We start from the raw sequence: 17,040 nt of genomic DNA, 5'->3' as shown, positions 1-17,040 counted from the left end.
GTCTCCGCCCCCGAGGCGCCCCTCTCCGTCCGCGCCGCCCCTGGTGGGCGGCGCGGTGAACAGCCGACGGCTGACAACTTTCAGATGACAGATTTCAGCGAACAGATTTCGTTATCTGTCTTCTGAACTCTGCCATCTGCCGGCAGCCTCTGCGCCCCACTCCCATCCGGCCTCAGCCGGCCGACTTCCAGCGGTCCCGGCCGTCGCTGCCGGGCCCGCAGACCATCGGGGTGCCCTTCGTGGTGACGCCGGTCGCGCCGGCCGGGGAGCAGAAGGCTCCCGGGTGGACGGTTCCGGCGGAGCCGCCTCCCGGGCCGGTTTCGCCCGAGCTGGCTCCCCCGGCGCTGCCACCCCCGGATGTCGAGCCGCCCGAGCTGGCTCCCCCGGCACTGCCACCCCCGGATGTCGAGCCGCCCGAGCTGGCTCCCCCGGCGCTGCCACCCCCGGACGTCGAGCCGCCCGAGCCGGAGCTCGAACCGCCGCCGCCACCCGTACTGCTGCCACCGGCCCCCGGGTCGGCCGGTTGGGCGGTGGGGTGCGGGGTGGGCCTGGGAGCCGCCGGAGCCGGTGGCTCGGTGTGGTTCTGCGGGGCCTGGGTCGGCGCGGGCGGTTCCGGGGCGGGCGTCGCCGTCGGGGTCTCGGCCGGGGAAGGTGTAGCCGTCGGGGTCGGGGCCGGTGTGGGCGTCGGTGCAGGCGTCGGCGTCGCGGACGGCGTCGCGGTGGCCGACGGACTGGCTGTGGCCGCGATCGGTACCGGGGCGGGCGCGTGGTCGGCTGGCTTGGGGTTGGTGACCGCGCCGAGCCACACCAGGCTGCAGAACGCCGCCACCGCCGTGCTGGTGAGCTTGCGCCAGAGCGGCCGGGGCCACGTCCAGGCGATCGCGAAGGCCGCGAGCGGGAAGACCAGGAAACTGGCGGCATGCACCGCGCGGCGCTGCCACCAGGGGCGGTGCGGCGTCGTCGCCGGGAGCTGGGAGGGCAGGGGCGGGGGTGGTGGCGGATACACGGAGGAGCTGAGTCCTTCTGGTGATGGGGTCATGGCGAACCCTCGAACCGTATATGGATCACATAAAGAGATGTTTCGGTGCGCTCGGAATCGATTCCGGACCGTGACCTCCGCATTCCCTCTTCATCGCCGCGTCAACTACCCGTCGCCAGTGATGCGGTGTGGTTGTCGGATCACTCCTCCTGTGGAACAACTGATGAGTTGACGTCGACTCAGGAGGACTCGGATGAGGGCTCTGACCCGTCTCGCGCCATCACTGTTGCTCGCCACCGCTCTGGTGTGGGCCACCACCGGGCCGGCCGGGGCCGCGGCGCCGCCGACGAAGGCGCCCGAGGCGGTGGGGTGGGGCGGAGCGGTGGCCAGTGTGGACGCCGACGCCACCGCGGCCGGGATCGAGGTGCTGCGCAAGGGCGGGAATGCGGTGGACGCGGCGGTCGCGGCCGCGGCGGCGCTCGGGGTGACCGAGCCGTACTCGTCCGGGGTCGGCGGTGGCGGGTACTTCGTCTACTACGACCACGCCACCGGCCGGGTGCACACCATCGACGGCCGCGAGGTGGCCGGCCGCACCGCCGACAGCGGGCTGTTCCTGGAGGGCGGCAAGCCGCTCGCCTTCGCCGACGCCGTCACCAGCGGCCTGTCCGTCGGCGTCCCCGGCACCCCCGCCACCTGGGATTCCGCCCTGCGCCAGTGGGGCACCCGCTCGCTCGCCCAGAACCTCGAACCCGCCGAGCGGATCGCCGAGAACGGCTTCGTCGTCGACGACACCTTCCGTGGCCAGACGGCCGACAACTACGACCGCTTCAAGGACTTCCCGGCCACCGCCAAGCTCTACCTGCCCGGCGGCAAGCCCCCCGAGGTCGGCACCGTCCTGCGCAACCCCGACCTCGCCGCCACCTACCGGCTGCTCGCCAAGGACGGCGTGAAGGCCTTCTACCAGGGCGAGTTGGCCAAGGACATCGTCAACACCGTGCAACACCCGCCGGTCGACCCGGCCTCGGGCCGCAACGCCCGTCCCGGGAAGGTCGACACCGCCGACCTCTCCGCCTACCAGGTCCGCCGCCAGGCGCCCACCCACGTCGCGTACCGCGACTACGACGTCTACTCGATGGCCCCCTCCAGCTCCGGCGGCACCACCGTCGGCGAGGCGCTCCACATCCTGGAGGACGGCGACCTCTCGACCTCCAGCAGCACGCAGTACTACCACCACTTCCTGGACGCCTCCCGGATCGCCTTCGCCGACCGCAACCGCTGGGTCGGCGACCCGGCCTTCGGCGACGTCCCGACCAAGCAACTGCTCTCCGAGCGCTACGCCGCCTCCCGGGCCTGCTTGATCAGCCCCAACCGCGCCCTCACCAGCCCGCTCGCCCCCGGCGACCCGCGCCACCCGGCCGACTGCGCCGACACCGGCCAGGCCGTCGCCGAGCCGTACGAGGGCCCCAACACCACCCACCTGACGGTCGCGGACCGCTGGGGCGACATCGTCTCGTACACCCTCACCATCGAGCAGACCGGCGGCAGCGGCATGACCGTCCCCGGCCGGGGCTTCCTGCTGAACAACGAGCTGACCGACTTCGACTTCGCCCCGCTCACCGCGGGCGTCCCCGACCCCAACCTGCCCGGCCCGGGCAAGCGGCCGCGCTCCTCCATGTCCCCGACCATCGTGCTGCGCGACGGCGAGCCGCTGCTGGCCACCGGCAGCCCCGGCGGCGCGACCATCATCACCACCACCCTGCAGGTGCTGCTCGGGCGCCTCGACCGCGGCCTGAGCCTGGAGCAGGCCATCGCCGCACCGCGCGCCAGCCAGCGCAACACCGTCGCCACCCAGGCCGAGCCCGGCTTCCTGGCACTGCCCGAGCGGTCCGAGCTGGAGGGCCTCGGGCACCAGTTCACGTCCGTGGCCGAGATAGGCGCCGCCACCGGCGTGGAGCGGCTGCCGGACGGCCGCTGGGTGGCCGCCGCCGAACCGGTGCGGCGCGGCGGCGGCTCGGCCGCGGTGGTCCGACCCGCGGGCTGATCGGATCGGCCTGTCGGAGGCGGGCGGTATGTTCGGGGTGGGCCTCCCCCGGGGGCCCGCCCCCGTCCGTACCGACCGAACCACCGGGAAGGCCGCCCGCCGTGACCGTCCGCATCGCCACCTGGAACATCAACTCCGTCACCGCGCGGCTGCCCAAGCTCCTGGAATGGCTGGAGAGCGCCAAGCCCGACGTGCTCTGCCTCCAGGAGCTCAAGTGCGCGGCCGACGTCTTCCCGTACGACGAGGTCCGTGAGCTCGGCTACGAGACGGCCGCGCACGGCACCGGCCGGTGGAACGGCGTCGCCATCGTCTCCCGGCTCGGCCTGGAGGACGTCGTGCGCGGCCTGCCCGACCAGCCCGGCTTCCTCGCCGACGGCGCCCTGCTGCCCGACGTCGAGCCGCGCGCCATCGCGGCCACCTGCGGCCCGGTCCGGGTCTGGTCGGTCTACGTGCCCAACGGCCGGGAGGTCGGCCACGCGCACTACCACTACAAGCTGGAGTGGCTGGAGGCGCTGCGCAAGGCCGCCGTCGAGGACGCGGCCGGCCCGCGCCCCTTCGCCGTCCTCGGGGACTTCAACATCGCCCCCACCGACGAGGACGTCTACGACGTCGCCGCCTTCGAGGGCCTCACCCACGTCACCCCCACCGAGCGTGCCGCGCTGGAGGCGCTCGACGGGATCGGCCTGCACGACGTGCTGCCGCGCCCGCTCAAGTACGACCGCCCCTACACCTACTGGGACTACCGCCAGCTGGCCTTCCCGAAGAACCGCGGCATGCGGATCGACCTCACCTACGCCAACAAGCCCTTCGTCGACGCCGTCACCGACAGCTACGTGGACCGCGAGGCCCGCAAGGGCAAGGGCACCTCGGACCACGCCCCGGTCGTGGTGGACCTCGACCTCTGAGTCACGAGAATCACGCCGGGTGACGGCCTGTCGCTCGAACGGTCCTGAGCGGTGGCCGAGCGTGGAGTGCCTTCCTACCGTCGGTGAATGACCGGGTGCAGTTGAAACACCACGTGGACATGGGAGTCCCCCGGCTGCGCCCGAGAATCCCGGAGGTTCCGGCATGCGCCCCATGCGTACGGCCGCCGCCGCCCTGATCGGCGCGACGGTCCTGACCGGTCTGACGGCCCCCCTCGCCTCAGCCAGGGACGGCGCGGCCTCAGTCAGCCCGTCCCGGGCCGCACCGGGCCAGACCGTGACGGTCACGGTCGCCTGCGAGAAGTCGGACAGGCCCGACGCCAAGACCGTCACCGCGCACTCCGCCGCCTTCGAGGGCGGCCCCGCGACGCTCACCCTGGGCGCGGACGGCAAGCACACCGGTTCCGCCCGGCTGGCCTCCCAGCACCAGGGGGACAGCAAGGTCGACGGCACCTGTCCGAACGGCAGCGCCTTCTCGACCGGCGTCACGGTCACCACCGTGGCGGACACCAGCCCCGACAAGGGGCTCGGCGAGTGGGGCAAGGCCGCGGGGGAGTGGGCCGGCTCGCTCGGTCAGTCCGGCGTCGGCAGCCAGCAGGTCGCCCCGAACGGTGCGGTGAATTCCGGCCTCGGCGGTTCGGTCGCGGGCAACCCGGCGGAGCTGGCCGGCGGTCTGGCGCTGGTCGTGGGCGGTGTCGGCGGCTTCTGGCTGCTCCGGAGGCGTGGTGCCTGACGGCCCTCGCCTCCTTCGCGTTGCCGCGTCGCGCCGCCGGCCCCTGACGGGACCGGCGGCGCGGTGGTGCGTCAGACGGCCGCCCGCTCCTGCCGCTCCTCGTGCTGGAGGATGCCGCTGGCCAGCAGGTACTGAGCCAGGACGTACGTCGCCATGATCCAGAACTGATGCCCCGGCAGCTCGCGCCACTTCGCCAGTTGGGTGGCGATCAGCGTGTCGGACAGCAGGAACAGCGCCCCGCCCAACCCGGTCCGCCAGCCGAGCCCGGCCGAGGTGACGGCCGTCGAGGTGAGCAGCAGGCTGTAGCCGGCCACCGGGACCTTCAGCTCCCCGAGGTCCGGCCAGAGCTGACTGACCAGGCCCACCCAGGCCGTCGCGTACGCGGCCGCGACCACCAGCGTGCGACGGCGGTCGGTGAGCGCCCCGCGCTGGACGAACATCGTCACGTAACAGACGTGTGCGGCGGCGAAGGAGCCCATGCCGGCCAGGAACGCGGGGTCGTTCTTCAGCTGCAGCAGCACGTCCCCGCCCGCGCTCGCCAGCAGCGCCGGCGCCAGCAGTTTTGGTGCCTGCCGCCCGGCCGTCGTGGCCGCCGTCACGCTGTGCGCGGCCAGCAGCGGCATCAGGGCGGGCTTGGTGGCGTTCCGCACCACCGAGGCCCCGGACAGGATCGAGCCCAGGTGCGTCGCCGAGGCGGCCGCGAAGCCGCCGAGCAGGCCGGTGGCGGAACGCAGGCGCCCGCCGAGGCCGGTGGCACGGGTGGTCGTACGGATACTCATGCGGCTGCTGCCTCCGGAGTCGCTCGGGTGGGGGATCCACCGACCCTAAGGGAGCCGACCGGGCCGGGGAACAGCAGGTTACCGGTGCGTAACCCGGGCCGGGTGCGGCGGACGACGGGACGGCCGGGTAGCGGAGGGCGCGCGGCCGCTTCGAGGGCTCTTGCGGAGAGTTCCGCAGGAGGGCGGTTGGTGCCACCGGGTGACCCGTCACCGACTAGTCTGGATCCCGACATGGAGCAGCAGGAGTACGCGGTCGGCGCCGCCCGGGTGGCCGTCGGCAGGCCGGACGGACGCACGGGCGGGGCAGGACGGGGAACCGCCGACGCCGTCCTCGCCGTACGCGAAGCCGGCTCCCCGCGGGGCTCCTCGCCGGACTCCTCGCCGGGCTCTTCGACGGACCTCTCGCCGGGCGCTTCGCCGGACGCCTTGCCGGCCTCCGGGCCGGACTCCGATCCCGCCGATGCTGACGCGCTGCCTGAGCCCGCCCCCGAGGGCGGTGCTGACGGCCCGCAGACGGCAGGGGAGGCCCTCTCGCCCGACCCGGGACTGCTGCGGCTCGCCCACTGGTTCGCCGCCGCCACCCCCGGCACCGCGGACGACCTGTGCACCGCCTCCTTCGGCCTCTACCCCGCCCGCCACCTCGGCGCCCCCGCCGAGCCCGCCGACCCCGGCATCAGCTGGTGGCACGGCCCGACCGCCCACGGCGCCACCGTCCCGCGCGCCCGTGAGGTCCGGACCGACAGCGGCCTGCGCCGCGCCCGGCGCGACGAGGCCGCACTGCCCGTCGTCCGGTCAGGCGCCAAGCCGGGCAGGCCCGGCAGGCACCGCAAGCCCGAGCGGCTCCGGGCGCTCCCGGGCGCGACCTCGGGCTCGCAGGACCGTTCCGGCGCGGAGCTCCCGGACGCCGAACGCCGCATCGCCGCCCGGCTGCTGCTCGCCCACCCGCTGGTCACCGCCTCCGGCCCGCACGCCGACGGCTTCCCGCTGATCCGCCGTCACCGCGACTGGCTCACCGAACGCTTCGACACCCTGCTCGGCTACCGCCTGGTCGTCGGCCCCTGGCACGCCCGGCTCTGCAAGGCGGGCCTCGGCCCCGGCGCCGCCCGCCGCCTCGAACACCCCACCACCGGCGCCCCGTTCACCCCGGCCGGCTACGCCCAACTCGCGCTCGCCCTCGCGCTGCTGGTCGACGCCCCCCAGCAACTCCCGTACGGGCGGCTGCTCGACGCGATGCGCGCCGCCGCGCCCGAACTCGCCGCCGCGCCCGCCGACCTCGCGATGGCGCTCGCCGCGCTCGCCAGCTGGCAGGTACTCGGCGAACTGCCGTCCGACCCGGCCGACTCCGCCTTCGTGCTGACCGTCGACCGCGAACTCGCCCGCGCCGTCCCGGCCGGTCCGCCCGCCCTCGCCGACGACGCCGCCGACCTCATCCGCCGCGCCGCCGAGGCCGAGCCCGCCACCGCCGTCCGCCGCCTCCTCGCCGAGACGCCCGCCGTCCTCGCCGCCGACCTCCCCGAGGACCGGCGCAGCTGGCTGGACGAGCACCGGCTCAGCGGCCCGGCCGCGCTCGCCGAATTCCTCGGCCTGGAGACCGAACTGCGGGCCGAGGGCGTCGCCCTGCTCGACCCGGCCGCCGAACTCACCGACCTCGCCCTCCCCGGTACCGGCACCCTCGCCCAGGCCGCCCTGCTGCTGGTCGAGCGCCTGGTCGAGGAGGTCCGCCCGCTGCCCGGCGAGACAGCCGAGGGAGACGTCCCGATCGCGGACGCCCTGATAGACGGCGTCCTCGGCGACATCACCGACGAGTACGGCCTCCCCACCCACTACCTCGCCGACCGCACCGCCCTCCGCCGCGACGCCCTCGACCTCCTCCACCGCCTCGGTCTCATCACCCCCACCCCCCGCACCACCTGGCTCCTCCGCCCCCCGGCCGCCCGCTACGCCCCGGCCCCCGACCTCCACCCCACCCCCGGCACCGGCCGCCACTCCCGCCCGGCCACCCCACCCCCGGCGGCGGCACGCGCGGAGCAGCGGGCGTAGCGGAAGCCGGAACCGCCCGCCCGCCCGTGCAGGCAGCAGTGGGGCTCAGGGCAGCGTGAGGCGCCCGCAGTCGGTGTTCCTCCCGCGTGCGGCACGTGTCCCCGGAGAGGATGGCGGCGCTCGCACGGAAAGTCGACTGGGCCGACTTCTCGCGCCATGCGCTCGCCGCCCCGGCCAAGGTGAACCGTAGGAAGTCGACCGGGCCGTCCCGAGTCGGTGGCCCGGGAAGCGGCGGGCCGAGAAGAGTCCGCCGTCGATCACCGGTTCGGTGCCCCGGCGGTCGGTGGCGACTGCCGGTAGGGCCGTCGAGCCTGCCGGGGGCGGGAACGCGAAAGCACCGCGTCCGGGGTGGACGGCGGTGCTGGGTGGGGCCGGCTACTTGCTGGCGGTGGTGGTGGCGGCGAGGGGGCCGTGTTGGAGGGTCTCGACCGTGGCGCCGACACCGAAGGTGCCGAGGGCGATGGAGGCGAGGACGGCGGTGCAGGCGAGGAGGCGGCGGTGGCGCTGGGGGAGGGGGAAGCGCGGTTCCTGGTAGGGCGCCTGAGGGCTGGCGTTCATGACAGGAAGGCTCTCAGGGCGGTGTGAACGGTCGGTACGCGCGGGTGAAGTCCGGACGGGGGTTGGGCGTCGGTTGGCCGCATACGCCCCACCCGGCCGGCGGGTGGGGCGTATCCGCTGGTCAGCGGGGTCGTCCGCGTTCGGTGAGGGCCTCGCCGACGGCGACCTGTACGGCGCGACTCGTACGGCCTCGCGGAGGTCGTGGGTGCGGTGGAGGCGGGAGGGTCCGGCGGCCTGGGCCTCGCGGAGCCGGTCGGCGGGGCGGCAACCGCCGTCGGGTGGTCGCGGCCACCTTCACGCCGTGGTGGATCCCGGTGGGGCCTACGTCCCGTCAGGTCGTCGAAAGGGGGGGCGTCAGGCCGCCTGATTCTCGTTCGGCTGGTGCGTGGCGGCGAGGTAGCGGGAGAGGGCCCGGCGGCTGCGGGTGAGGTCGTCGATCCGGGCGTCCAGGTCGGCGAGTTCGCCGCGCAGGGTGGCGACCAGGTTCGGGCAGGTCTCCAGCACGGGTACCGGGCCGGTGGCGCAGGGCAGCAGTTCGGCGATGACCCGGGTGGACAGTCCGGCCGCGAGCAGGCTGCGGATCTGCCACACCCGTACGGTGTCCTCCTCGCCGTACTCCCGGTAGCCGGCCGTGGTGCGGGCGGGCTGGAGCAGGCCCTGCTCCTCGTAGTAGCGGAGCAGGCGGGTGGACACCCCGGTCAGGCGGGCGAGTTCTCCGATGCGCATGATCGGGCAACGCGGCCGGTGGCCGGGGTGTTCCCGGCCCGTCTCAGGCCTTCACGAACTCCAGCATCACGTCGCGCAGTTGGGGCAGCGCGTCGATCGTCGGCAGGTGCCCGCCGGGGAGTTCGACGAAGCGGGCGCCGGGGATGCCCGAGGCCAGCAGGCGGTGCTGGGACGGCTGGACGAGCATGTCCTCGGCGGTGCCGACGACGGTCGTCGGGACGGCGATCGCGGCCAGTTCCTCGCGCACGTCGACCCGGGCGGCGAGCCGGAACTGCTGCCGGAAGCCCACAGGCAGCGGGGACTTGAGCGCCTCCTCCAGCTCCGCGCGCTGCTCGGCGGGCAGCGCGTCCACCCAGCTGTGGCCGAAGACGACGGTGAGCATCAGCCGGGCGAGGTCGGCCGGCCGGTCCTCAAGCGCGACCATCAGCTCCGAGAGCATGCTCAGCCGCGCCGAGCCGCCGGCCACGCCCGCGAGCAGCAGCAGCGAGCGGACCCGCTCGGGGTGGCGGGTGGCGATCCGGACCGCGACGGCCGCGCCCAGCGAGAAGCCGGCCAGGTCGAAGGTGGACAGGCCCTCCTCGTCGGCGGCGGCGACCAGCCGCTCGGCGAGCTCGTCGAGAGTGGGCTCACCGGGCTCGTACGGGCTGTCGCCGGAGCCGGGGTAGTCGGGGGCGACGACGGTGCGGTGCTCGGCGAGGTCGGGCAGCAGCGGGCCCCAGTTGTCCCGGGCGCTGCCGGCGGCGCCGTGGGCGAGCAGCAGGCCGGGGCCGGAGCCCTGGACGATCCGGGCGAGCGGGGCGAACGGCGGGGTGGTGGACGGCATGAGGGCCTCCTCGGTGGGGCGGGCGGGATCGCGTGGGATTGCCAAGACAACGGGAACGCTAGGAGTTCACACTGGTGAGAAGGTCAAGTGGAGGACCAGGGCGGCCGGTCGGACGGAGACCGGGAGGGAAGCCCGGCCGGCGGCCGTGGTTACGTAACGCGCCGGAGCGCCTACGCTGAGGGAAGGAGCGCCATCCGGACAGTGCCGTCCGGATGCCGCCGCGCTCCGCCGCCGGGGCGCTCATCGTGCCGCGTTGGCCGCGCCGGTGTTCGCCCCGGGCCGGACGGCCGCCGAGGAGGTGCCCAGGCCCGTGCCCGGAATCGTCAAACCGCTTCCTGCCGAGTGGTTCGTCCCGCACGACACCAACGCCGAGATGCGCTGGGACGCGCTGCGCGACGCCGACGGCAAGGCCGCGATCGGCCGCCATGTGCCGACGGAACGGTTCTTCGTCCGCAACCACACCGGCACCCCGCTGATCGACCCGGACCGCTGGCGGCTGAGGCTGTTCGGCAGCGGCCTGCACGGCGCCCCGACGGCCGGCCGGGCGGTCGAGTTCGGCCTGGAGGACCTGCGGGCGCTGCCGTCGACCAGGATCGACGCGCTGATCGAGTGCGCCGGCAACGGGCGCAGCTACTACCGCAGCCAGCAGCACCAGAGCGTGCCCGGCACCCCCTGGAGGCTCGGCGGCATCGGCTCGGCGAGCTGGCGCGGGGTCCGGCTGGCCGAGGTGCTGCGGGCGGCCGGGCTGACCGACGACGCGGTGGACCTGCTGCCGGTCGGCCTGGACCCGGACTACGTGGTCGGCGGCGAGAACTACGGCCCGGTGCGCCGCCCGCTGCCGGTCGCCAAGGCGCTGGACGACGTCCTGCTCGCCTACGAGATGAACGACGAGCCGCTGACCCCCGACCACGGCGCGCCGGCCCGGCTGGTGGTGCCCGGCTGGGTGGGCATCGCCTCGATCAAGTGGGTCGGCAGCATCGAGGTGGCCGACCACCCGCTCCAGTCGCCGTGGAACACCGACTTCTACCGGATGTTCGGCCCGGACTACCCGCCCGGCGGCGGCGCCCCGCTCAGCACCCAGCTGGTCAAGTCGGCCTTCGAACTGGCCGTCGGCGCGGTGCTGGCGGCCGGGCGCGAGCACCGGCTGCACGGGCGGTCGTGGTCCGGCGCCGCCCCGGTGGACCGGGTCGAGGTGAGCACCGACGGCGGCCGGACCTGGCGGCCCGCCGAGCTGTGCGAGGAGCCGCTCGCCGACAACTGGACGCGCTGGAGCGTCGACTGGCGCCCCGAGCGGCCCGGCCCGTACGAGCTGCGCGCCCGCGCGACGGACCGCCTCGGCGGCGGCCAGCCGGAGCGGGCGCCGTTCAACCGGGAGGGCTACCTGTTCGGCGCGGTGGTGGCGCACCCGGTGACGGTGGTCTGAGCCCGCGTCGGCCTGGGCCCACGGTGCTCCGGGCCCACGGCCCACGGTGCTCCGGGCCCACGGTGCTCCGGGCTCGCGTGCCCGGGGCTCAGCCGGTGGACTGGACCTCGTACGGGGCCGGGTAGTGGGTCTCGTACGGGTTCAGCACCAGCCGCACCACGTCCTCCAGCCGCCGCCGGGCGTCCCCGAGGGTGGTGCGGCCGGTCACCCAGGCGGTCAGCTCCCCCTGCCAGGCGTGCGCGACGATGTGCCGCACCAGGTCGCTGGCCGCCGCCGGCACCTCGGCCGTCACCGCCTGCAGGGCCGCGCTGTCGGCCCGGGCCATCCCCTGCAGGGCCTCGCTGGCGAACGGGTCGGTGGAGGCGGCGACGGCCACCCGCAGGCGGGCCAGCTCGGGCTGCCGCTGGTAGGCCCGCATCCCGCCCCGGACGAACCGGACCGCCCGGTCGGTGGCCCCCAGCCCGGCGCGGGGTCCGCGCAGCTCGGCCACCAGGTCGGCCAGCAGCAGGCGGTGCCACTCGGCGATCGCCGCCGCCAGGAGGTGGTCCTTCGAGGAGAAGTAGCGGTACGCCGTCCCCAGGGCGACTCCGGACCGCTCGCAGACCTGCTTCATCTGCAGCCGCTCGACGCCGATCTCGTTCACCAGGGCGAGCGCGGCCGCGATCAGGCTTTCGCGGCGTTCGAGCTGACGCGGAGACATCGCCTCCACCGGCCGTGGTGACAGGTCAACCTTGGTCACCCGCACCATGATACGGGCCGGGGCCGCTCAGGAGTATGACGCCGACCGGCCCCCTTCCGTTCGCTCGGTGGCCACCGTGGTGTCCGGGGGCCCGCGCCGGCTAGGACAGCCTGCGGATCAGGGCTTCCTGGACGGCCGAGGCGACCAGTCGGCCGTCCCGGTCGTAGAACTCGCCGAGCGTCAGGCCCCGGCCGTCCGAGGCGGACGGGCTGCGCTGGGCGAACAGCAGCCATTCGTCGGCCCGGAACGGGCGGTGGAACCACATCGCGTGGTCCAGCGAGGCCAGCAGCAGCCGGGGCGGCTCGGTGCGCTGGAAGAAGTTGGGCTGCTCGTGCAGCCCGGCGGTGGAGGCCAGGGTGAGGTCCGACAGGTAGGTGAGCGCGCAGGCGTGCAGCAGCGGGTCGGCGACCGGGAAGGGGGTGGCGATGCGCACCCAGACGAACTGCTGCGGCATCCCCGGGACGGCCGGGGGCAGGCCCGGGGCGTCCGCCGGGACGAAGCGCAGTTCGAGGTCGCGGAAGCCGTCGGAGTCCCTGACCGCGGTGCGTAGCTCCTCGGGCCAGAGCGAGAAGGCGTCGAGCAGGGTCTCCGGAGCGGGCACCGGCGGCATCCCGCGGTGGCGCTCGCCGCCCGGCTCGGGGCGCTTGAAGGAGGCGGTGAGGCTGAAGATCTCGTTCCGGTCCTGCACCGCGCGGACCCGGCGGGTGGCGTAGGTGACGCCCTCGCGCAGCCGCTCGACCTCGTAGTCGATCGGCCGGGTCGGATTGCCGGGCAGCAGGAAGTAGCTGTGCAGCGAGTGCACCGCGCGCTGTCCGTCGCAGGTGCGTCCGGCGGCGGCGAGGGCCTGGGCGGCGACGTGGCCGCCGAAGGCGCGCATCGGGGCCCCGGCGTGGCAGTGCCCCCGGAACGTGTTCTCGTCCAGCTGCTCGATCTCCAGCAGCTCGGCGAACGGGGTGGCCGGGCGGGGCGCCTGCTCGGCCGGGATCTGCTGTTCGGTCAGGTCGGTCACCGGCCCATAGTGGCAGAAGCCAACCATGTGGTGGTGTGACCTGGGTAACGCTTTCGGTGGATAGAACGTGTTTCATTTCACGGCGGCCCCGACGGGCTGTCAGACCCGTCACCTAGCGTGCTCCGCATGACGCAATCCGCACACGCGTACGCCTATCTGCGTCCGTCGGCCGTCCTGGACGGCGCGGCCGGCCGGAGCCTCGACCTGGCCACCTCCGGCGGCGCCACCCCGCTCGGCGCGTCGGCCCATCCGCGCTTCTTCGCGGGCTTCCTGGCCGATCCGGCGCCGGCCGCGGCCGCGCTGCTCGCGGTCGCGGACGTCGCCGCCGCCCGCTACTACCAGCCGCGGCTGCGCGCCTCGCTCGACCCGGTGGTCACCGCCAACGGGGACCGGCTGCGCTTCGAGTCCTTCTCCGGCTGCTGCGGCGTGTACGCCCGCCTCGATGTGCTCCGGGCCGGGCTGGACGGCGACGAGATCGGCCACGGCACCACCAACGTGGACGTCAACAACCCGCTGCGGGAGGCGCTGACCAGGATCGGCCCGACGGACCCGCTGCACCTCGCGGTCGGGCCGGACGCGCTGGAGGTCACCGGCTCCGACGGCCCGCTGGTCGAGCGGAAGGTGCCGTTGCCGGAGCGCTGGCTGCGCGGCTTCGCCGAGACCCAGGTGGTCGCCGCCGGTTTCGACCAGCGCGGCGAACTGCCCGCCGCCGAGGCCGTGCGCTTCCTGCGCTCGCTGCCGCGCGGCGGACGCAGCACCGTCGGCTGGGTCGTCCCGGCCGGACGGACGCTGCGGCCGACCACCCGGCCGGTGCCCGGCGCGGTCTGCCTGCCCGGGCCCGAGCGGCTGGTCGCGCTCCAGAGGGTGCTGCGGCACGCGCTCGCCCTGCGGGTGTACGGGCCGGTGGCCGGTTCGGCCCCGGCCGCCTCGGCCTGGGAGGTGGCGCTGCCCGGGATGCGGCTCACCCTGACCCTCTCGCCCGACGCCTCGCGCGGCTTCTCCGGCGAGGGCGGGGTGCTCGGCGCGCTCGCCACCGGCACCGCCGAGCGGGACGCCGAACTGGTCGCGGTGCTGCTCGCCTGGGAGCCGCGGATCGAGGTCGCCGAGCTGGCCGAGCAGGCCGGGATCAGCGCGGAGCGGGTCCGGGCCGCGCTCACCCGGCTGGGCACCGCCGGGCAGATCGGCTACGACACCGCCGAGGCCGCCTACTTCCACCGTCAGCTCCCGTACGACACCGGACGTGCCGAGGCGGCCAACCCGCGGCTGCGGGCCGCCCGGGAGCTGGTCGCGGCGGGCGCGGTGCGGTTCGAGGCGGGCGGGGCGACGGCCGTCGTCACGGTGGACGACCACATCCAGCGGGTGCGGACGGACGAGGCGGGGCGGATCGGCTGCACCTGCCGGTGGTGGGCCGAGTACCGGGGCGGTCGCGGGCCATGCAAGCACGTGCTGGCGGTCGGGATGCTGCGGGAATCGACGAACGGGACCGCGGCATGAACACGGTGGAGGCACGGGTGACGGGCAGTGGGGTGACGGAGCCGGTCGCGGAGTCGGTCGGGGCGGCGCCGGCCGTGGCGGAGACGACCGGGGCGGAGCGGCTGCTGACGGCCGTCCGACGCGGTCGGATGCCGTGGATACCGGAGCTGGTGGCCGGCCTGGACCACGCGGAGCGCCGGGCCTGCCTGCCCGCGCTCAAGGCGCTGCGCAAGGAGTTGCGCGACGACTGGTCGCGGGACGGGATCGACGCCAGGGGTGCGTTGATGCTGGCCGGGGCCGGCTGCCACACCGGCCCGGCCGGCGCCGCCGCCTGGCTCGGTGGCCGGGACTTCACCGCCCGCGACTGGGCCAACCACCCGGCGATGGCCCGCCTCGTCGAGGCGCAGCCGGTGGAGTGGCAGACCGAGGTGGCCACCCGCCTCGCCGCCCGGCCGGCGCCGCGCTGGGGGTGGTCGCTCTACCCGCTCGTCGAGTCCATCGTCCGGCGCACCGGCTGCGAGGTGCCGCGGAGCGAGGCCTTCGTCCGCGGGTGGGTGAACCAGCGGCTCCAGGGCTCCGGCCCGCGTCCGACGCTCGTCGAGCAGCTGCGCGCCGACCCGTTCACCGCCGTGCTGCTGCCCGTGGTCTTCGAACTCGCTGACATCGGCGGCCAGTTGACCTGGCGGCGCAGCCCCCGCCCCGGGGACGGCTGGTCGGAGGCGATTGCCGAGCTGACTGCGGCCGGCGTCGTGGACCGGGCCGAGCTGACCGACCGCTGCCTGGCCCGGCTGCTGCGCGGCGGCAAGCCGGCCGACCAGCGGGCCTTCCTGGAGGTGCTGCGGGCGCTCGACCCGACGCCCGAGCAGTACGCGGCCCGGGTGCGGGACCTGCTGGCGCTGCTGGACGGCCTGTCGGTGGTCGCCGCCCACGCCCAGGGGGTGCTGGCGGCGTTGGACGAGGCGCGGCTGGTCGAGCCCGAGGTGCTCGTCGAGGCCTCCGCCGTGGTGCTGTTCCGGACCGAGAAGAAGCTGGTCCGGGCCCAGCTCGGGTGGCTGGAGAAGGCCGCCCGGCGCGCGCCCGGGCGCTCCGGCCCGGTGGTGCTCGCGGCGGCCGAAGCCTTCGGGCACGCGGACGCCGCCGTCCAGGAACGGGCGCTGAACGTGGTGGCCCGTCACCTCAGGGCGGCGGGGGAGGCGGTGCTGCCCGGGCTTCGCTTCGCCGCCGAGGCGCTGAACCCCGTCCACCACCGGCGCGCCGGCGAGCTGTTCGGCGCGTCGGTAGGCGGTGAGGGCGAAGCGGCGGACACCGGCTGGGGCGAGATCCTGCCGCCGGTTCCCGAGCCGCGCCCGGTCGGGGAGCCGATCGGCTCGGCGGCCGAGCTGGCGGAGGAACTGTCCGCCCTGCTGGGCGGCCGGGAGTCCGGGGTCGTGGTCTTCGAACGGGTGCTGGACGGACTGGTCCGGCAGGCCCACCTGGACCGGGCGGCGCTGATCGAGGCGCTGGAGCCCGTCCGCCAGGCGTACCCGTGGAACGGCGGCAGCCGCTGGGGGGACTGCACGCCCCGCGAGGTGCTCCACGTGGTGGCGGCGGTGGCGGGAGAGATGCCGCCGCGTCGGCTCTGGGACTACCTCAGCGGGCAGGGCCGCTCCCCGCTGCGCGGTGGGCAGACCACCGTGCACGGCGCTGTCCTCGCCGCGCGGCTGGAGGAGGCCGCCTGGCAGATCACGGCGGACCGGCCGCCGTACCTGCTCGCCACCCCGACCGACGCCACCGGCGCGATCGCGGCGGGGGCGCTGGTCGAGCGCCTCGCCGGGTACGAGGCGGCGGGCGTCACCCCGGGCCGGGCCGACCTGTCCGCGGCCCTGCTGCGGGTCGGGCCCGGCACGGACCCGGAGGCGCTGGAGGCCGCTGAGGCGCTGACCTCGCCGGCCGGGCGGTGGCTGGCGCACTGGCTGCGCACCGGCGGGCTGCCCGCGCAGCCGTCCGAGCGGGTGGTGTTCGCGCCCGGGCGGGGCTCGAAGCGCGGGCATGTCTACATGGACCGGTGGTGGGAGGACGTCCAGCGGACCGCAGTTGCTCAGCCGGGCATCGGCGCCGGGCCGAAGGGGCCGGACGGCGAGCGGCTCGCGGCCGAGTTCCGCACGCTGCTGGACGGCACCGAGCCCAGCGTGTCCCGGGCGCGGAAGGCCTACGACCTCGCCTGGGTGGCGGTCCCGCACTGGATCGCGATGCTGCCCTGGCACCGCGAGGAGCTGGCCGCCCGCTGGCTCGACCACTTCGCGATGGGCGCCGACCGGGACGAGCGCGGGGCGGGGCGGATCCTGCCGCTGCTGGCCGAGTCCGGCGGCCCGGCCGGGCTGGCGGTGCACCTGGTGCTGGCGTACGGCCTGGGCGCCCGGCACGCCGAGGACCGGACCGGGGCCGTCGACGCGCTGCTGGTGCTCGCCGCGCGCGGGGACCTGGACGGCGAGCTGCTCGGGCGGGAGCTGGGCGAGCTGGTGGCGCGCGGCACGGTCAAGCCGAACCGACTGATGGCGGCGCTCGGCCCGGCGGCGGAGACCGGCGCGCACCGAACGGTGTGGTCGGTGCTCCGGGCGGCGCTGCCGGGCCTGCTGGGTACGGCGGAGCCGTCCGGACGGGGGCTGGGTGACCTGCTCGCCCTGGCCACCGAGTGTGCTCGGCGCACCCGGGCGCGGGGGCCGGTGGCCGAGGTGACGGCGGCGGCGGAGGCCGGCGGGTCGGGGCGGGTGGCGAAGGAGGCCCGGGGGCTGCGGGATGTGCTCGCCGGGTGATG

At 75.3% G+C, this 17,040-nt stretch carries 14 protein-coding genes; 7 read left to right on the top strand and 7 right to left on the bottom strand.

All coding sequences use genetic code 11. The features are described 5' to 3' along the window. Positions 1-172: 172 nt before the first annotated feature. Positions 173-925 carry a hypothetical protein gene (locus ACFVWU_RS04760; RefSeq protein WP_387615560.1) on the bottom strand — a complete coding sequence of 251 codons (753 nt, stop codon included), beginning with the start codon at positions 923-925 and terminating at the stop codon, positions 173-175. Between the two features lie 307 nt (positions 926-1,232). Between ACFVWU_RS04760 and ggt the strand changes: the two genes are divergently transcribed. The 3 genes from ggt to ACFVWU_RS04745 all read left to right on the top strand — a co-directional run bounded on the left by ggt (position 1,233) and on the right by ACFVWU_RS04745 (position 4,676). After that, complete coding sequence (ggt, locus tag ACFVWU_RS04755; RefSeq protein ID WP_387615557.1) at positions 1,233-3,020, top strand: gamma-glutamyltransferase; 1,788 nt, start codon at positions 1,233-1,235, stop codon at positions 3,018-3,020. Between the two features lie 101 nt (positions 3,021-3,121). Continuing rightward, complete coding sequence (locus tag ACFVWU_RS04750) at positions 3,122-3,925, top strand: exodeoxyribonuclease III (protein WP_387615554.1); 804 nt, start codon at positions 3,122-3,124, stop codon at positions 3,923-3,925. Positions 3,926-4,088: 163 nt separating this feature from the next. Beyond that, positions 4,089-4,676 carry a hypothetical protein gene (locus ACFVWU_RS04745; RefSeq protein WP_387615551.1) on the top strand — a complete coding sequence of 196 codons (588 nt, stop codon included), beginning with the start codon at positions 4,089-4,091 and terminating at the stop codon, positions 4,674-4,676. A 71-nt stretch (positions 4,677-4,747) separates the two neighbouring features. Here the strand turns inward: ACFVWU_RS04745 and ACFVWU_RS04740 are convergent, their stop codons facing one another. Beyond that, positions 4,748-5,455 (bottom strand): lysoplasmalogenase, encoded by a 708-nt coding sequence (locus tag ACFVWU_RS04740; RefSeq protein WP_387615548.1) that lies wholly within the window; start codon positions 5,453-5,455, stop codon positions 4,748-4,750. 231 nt (positions 5,456-5,686) lie between these two features. Between ACFVWU_RS04740 and ACFVWU_RS04735 the strand changes: the two genes are divergently transcribed. Next, positions 5,687-7,495, top strand: coding sequence for a DUF2398 family protein (locus tag ACFVWU_RS04735; protein WP_387615545.1), 1,809 nt, complete (start codon positions 5,687-5,689; stop codon positions 7,493-7,495). 375 nt (positions 7,496-7,870) lie between these two features. On the opposite strand, the gene ACFVWU_RS04730 is transcribed toward ACFVWU_RS04735, so the two are convergent. From ACFVWU_RS04730 to ACFVWU_RS04720, 3 genes are all read right to left on the bottom strand, one after another. Beyond that, on the bottom strand, positions 7,871-8,053 hold the full coding sequence (locus ACFVWU_RS04730; RefSeq protein WP_387615542.1) for a hypothetical protein: 183 nt from the start codon (positions 8,051-8,053) through the stop codon (positions 7,871-7,873). 354 nt (positions 8,054-8,407) lie between these two features. Further along, positions 8,408-8,779: a MerR family transcriptional regulator gene (locus tag ACFVWU_RS04725; protein WP_387615539.1), complete on the bottom strand. Its 372-nt coding sequence runs from the start codon at positions 8,777-8,779 to the stop codon at positions 8,408-8,410. 43 nt (positions 8,780-8,822) lie between these two features. Next, entirely contained in the window at positions 8,823-9,602 is a 780-nt protein-coding gene (locus tag ACFVWU_RS04720) for an alpha/beta fold hydrolase (RefSeq protein ID WP_387615536.1), read from the bottom strand. A gap of 253 nt (positions 9,603-9,855) precedes the next feature. On the opposite strand from ACFVWU_RS04720, the gene ACFVWU_RS04715 reads away from it, so the two are divergent. After that, a complete protein-coding gene (locus tag ACFVWU_RS04715; RefSeq protein ID WP_387615533.1) occupies positions 9,856-11,025 on the top strand; it encodes a sulfite oxidase in 1,170 nt (389 codons plus the stop codon). Positions 11,026-11,113: 88 nt separating this feature from the next. Here the strand turns inward: ACFVWU_RS04715 and ACFVWU_RS04710 are convergent, their stop codons facing one another. Then, positions 11,114-11,764, bottom strand: coding sequence for a TetR/AcrR family transcriptional regulator (locus tag ACFVWU_RS04710; RefSeq protein WP_387615530.1), 651 nt, complete (start codon positions 11,762-11,764; stop codon positions 11,114-11,116). Positions 11,765-11,864: 100 nt separating this feature from the next. Next, positions 11,865-12,773 (bottom strand): acyl-CoA thioesterase, encoded by a 909-nt coding sequence (locus ACFVWU_RS04705; protein WP_387615528.1) that lies wholly within the window; start codon positions 12,771-12,773, stop codon positions 11,865-11,867. A 126-nt stretch (positions 12,774-12,899) separates the two neighbouring features. On the opposite strand from ACFVWU_RS04705, the gene ACFVWU_RS04700 reads away from it, so the two are divergent. Together ACFVWU_RS04700 and ACFVWU_RS04695 are read left to right on the top strand one after the other, a co-directional pair. Beyond that, complete coding sequence (locus ACFVWU_RS04700; protein ID WP_387615525.1) at positions 12,900-14,267, top strand: SWIM zinc finger family protein; 1,368 nt, start codon at positions 12,900-12,902, stop codon at positions 14,265-14,267. Further along, positions 14,264-17,038: a DUF6493 family protein gene (locus tag ACFVWU_RS04695; RefSeq protein WP_387615522.1), complete on the top strand. Its 2,775-nt coding sequence runs from the start codon at positions 14,264-14,266 to the stop codon at positions 17,036-17,038. The genes ACFVWU_RS04700 and ACFVWU_RS04695 overlap by 4 nt, the downstream gene beginning before the upstream one ends. The last annotated feature ends 2 nt before the right edge of the window (positions 17,039-17,040 follow it).

This window comes from Kitasatospora sp. NPDC058190 (assembly GCF_042883685.1).
GTDB lineage: Bacteria > Actinomycetota > Actinomycetes > Streptomycetales > Streptomycetaceae > Kitasatospora.
The sequence above is the reverse complement of the archived record's forward strand: the minus strand, read 5'-3'. Positions and strand labels throughout refer to the sequence as shown.

What these genes read in the sequence shown, in the direction of transcription:
- ACFVWU_RS04695 (WP_387615522.1), top strand. Translation starts at nt 14,264, where the DNA reads ATGAACACGGTGGAGGCACGGGTGACGGGCAGTGGGGTGACGGAGCCG.
- ACFVWU_RS04700 (WP_387615525.1), top strand. Translation starts at nt 12,900, where the DNA reads ATGACGCAATCCGCACACGCGTACGCCTATCTGCGTCCGTCGGCCGTC.
- ACFVWU_RS04740 (WP_387615548.1), bottom strand. Translation starts at nt 5,455, where the DNA reads ATGAGTATCCGTACGACCACCCGTGCCACCGGCCTCGGCGGGCGCCTG.
- ACFVWU_RS04720 (WP_387615536.1), bottom strand. Translation starts at nt 9,602, where the DNA reads ATGCCGTCCACCACCCCGCCGTTCGCCCCGCTCGCCCGGATCGTCCAG.
- ACFVWU_RS04735 (WP_387615545.1), top strand. Translation starts at nt 5,687, where the DNA reads ATGGAGCAGCAGGAGTACGCGGTCGGCGCCGCCCGGGTGGCCGTCGGC.
- ACFVWU_RS04725 (WP_387615539.1), bottom strand. Translation starts at nt 8,779, where the DNA reads ATGCGCATCGGAGAACTCGCCCGCCTGACCGGGGTGTCCACCCGCCTG.
- ACFVWU_RS04745 (WP_387615551.1), top strand. Translation starts at nt 4,089, where the DNA reads ATGCGCCCCATGCGTACGGCCGCCGCCGCCCTGATCGGCGCGACGGTC.
- ACFVWU_RS04730 (WP_387615542.1), bottom strand. Translation starts at nt 8,053, where the DNA reads ATGAACGCCAGCCCTCAGGCGCCCTACCAGGAACCGCGCTTCCCCCTC.
- ggt (WP_387615557.1), top strand. Translation starts at nt 1,233, where the DNA reads ATGAGGGCTCTGACCCGTCTCGCGCCATCACTGTTGCTCGCCACCGCT.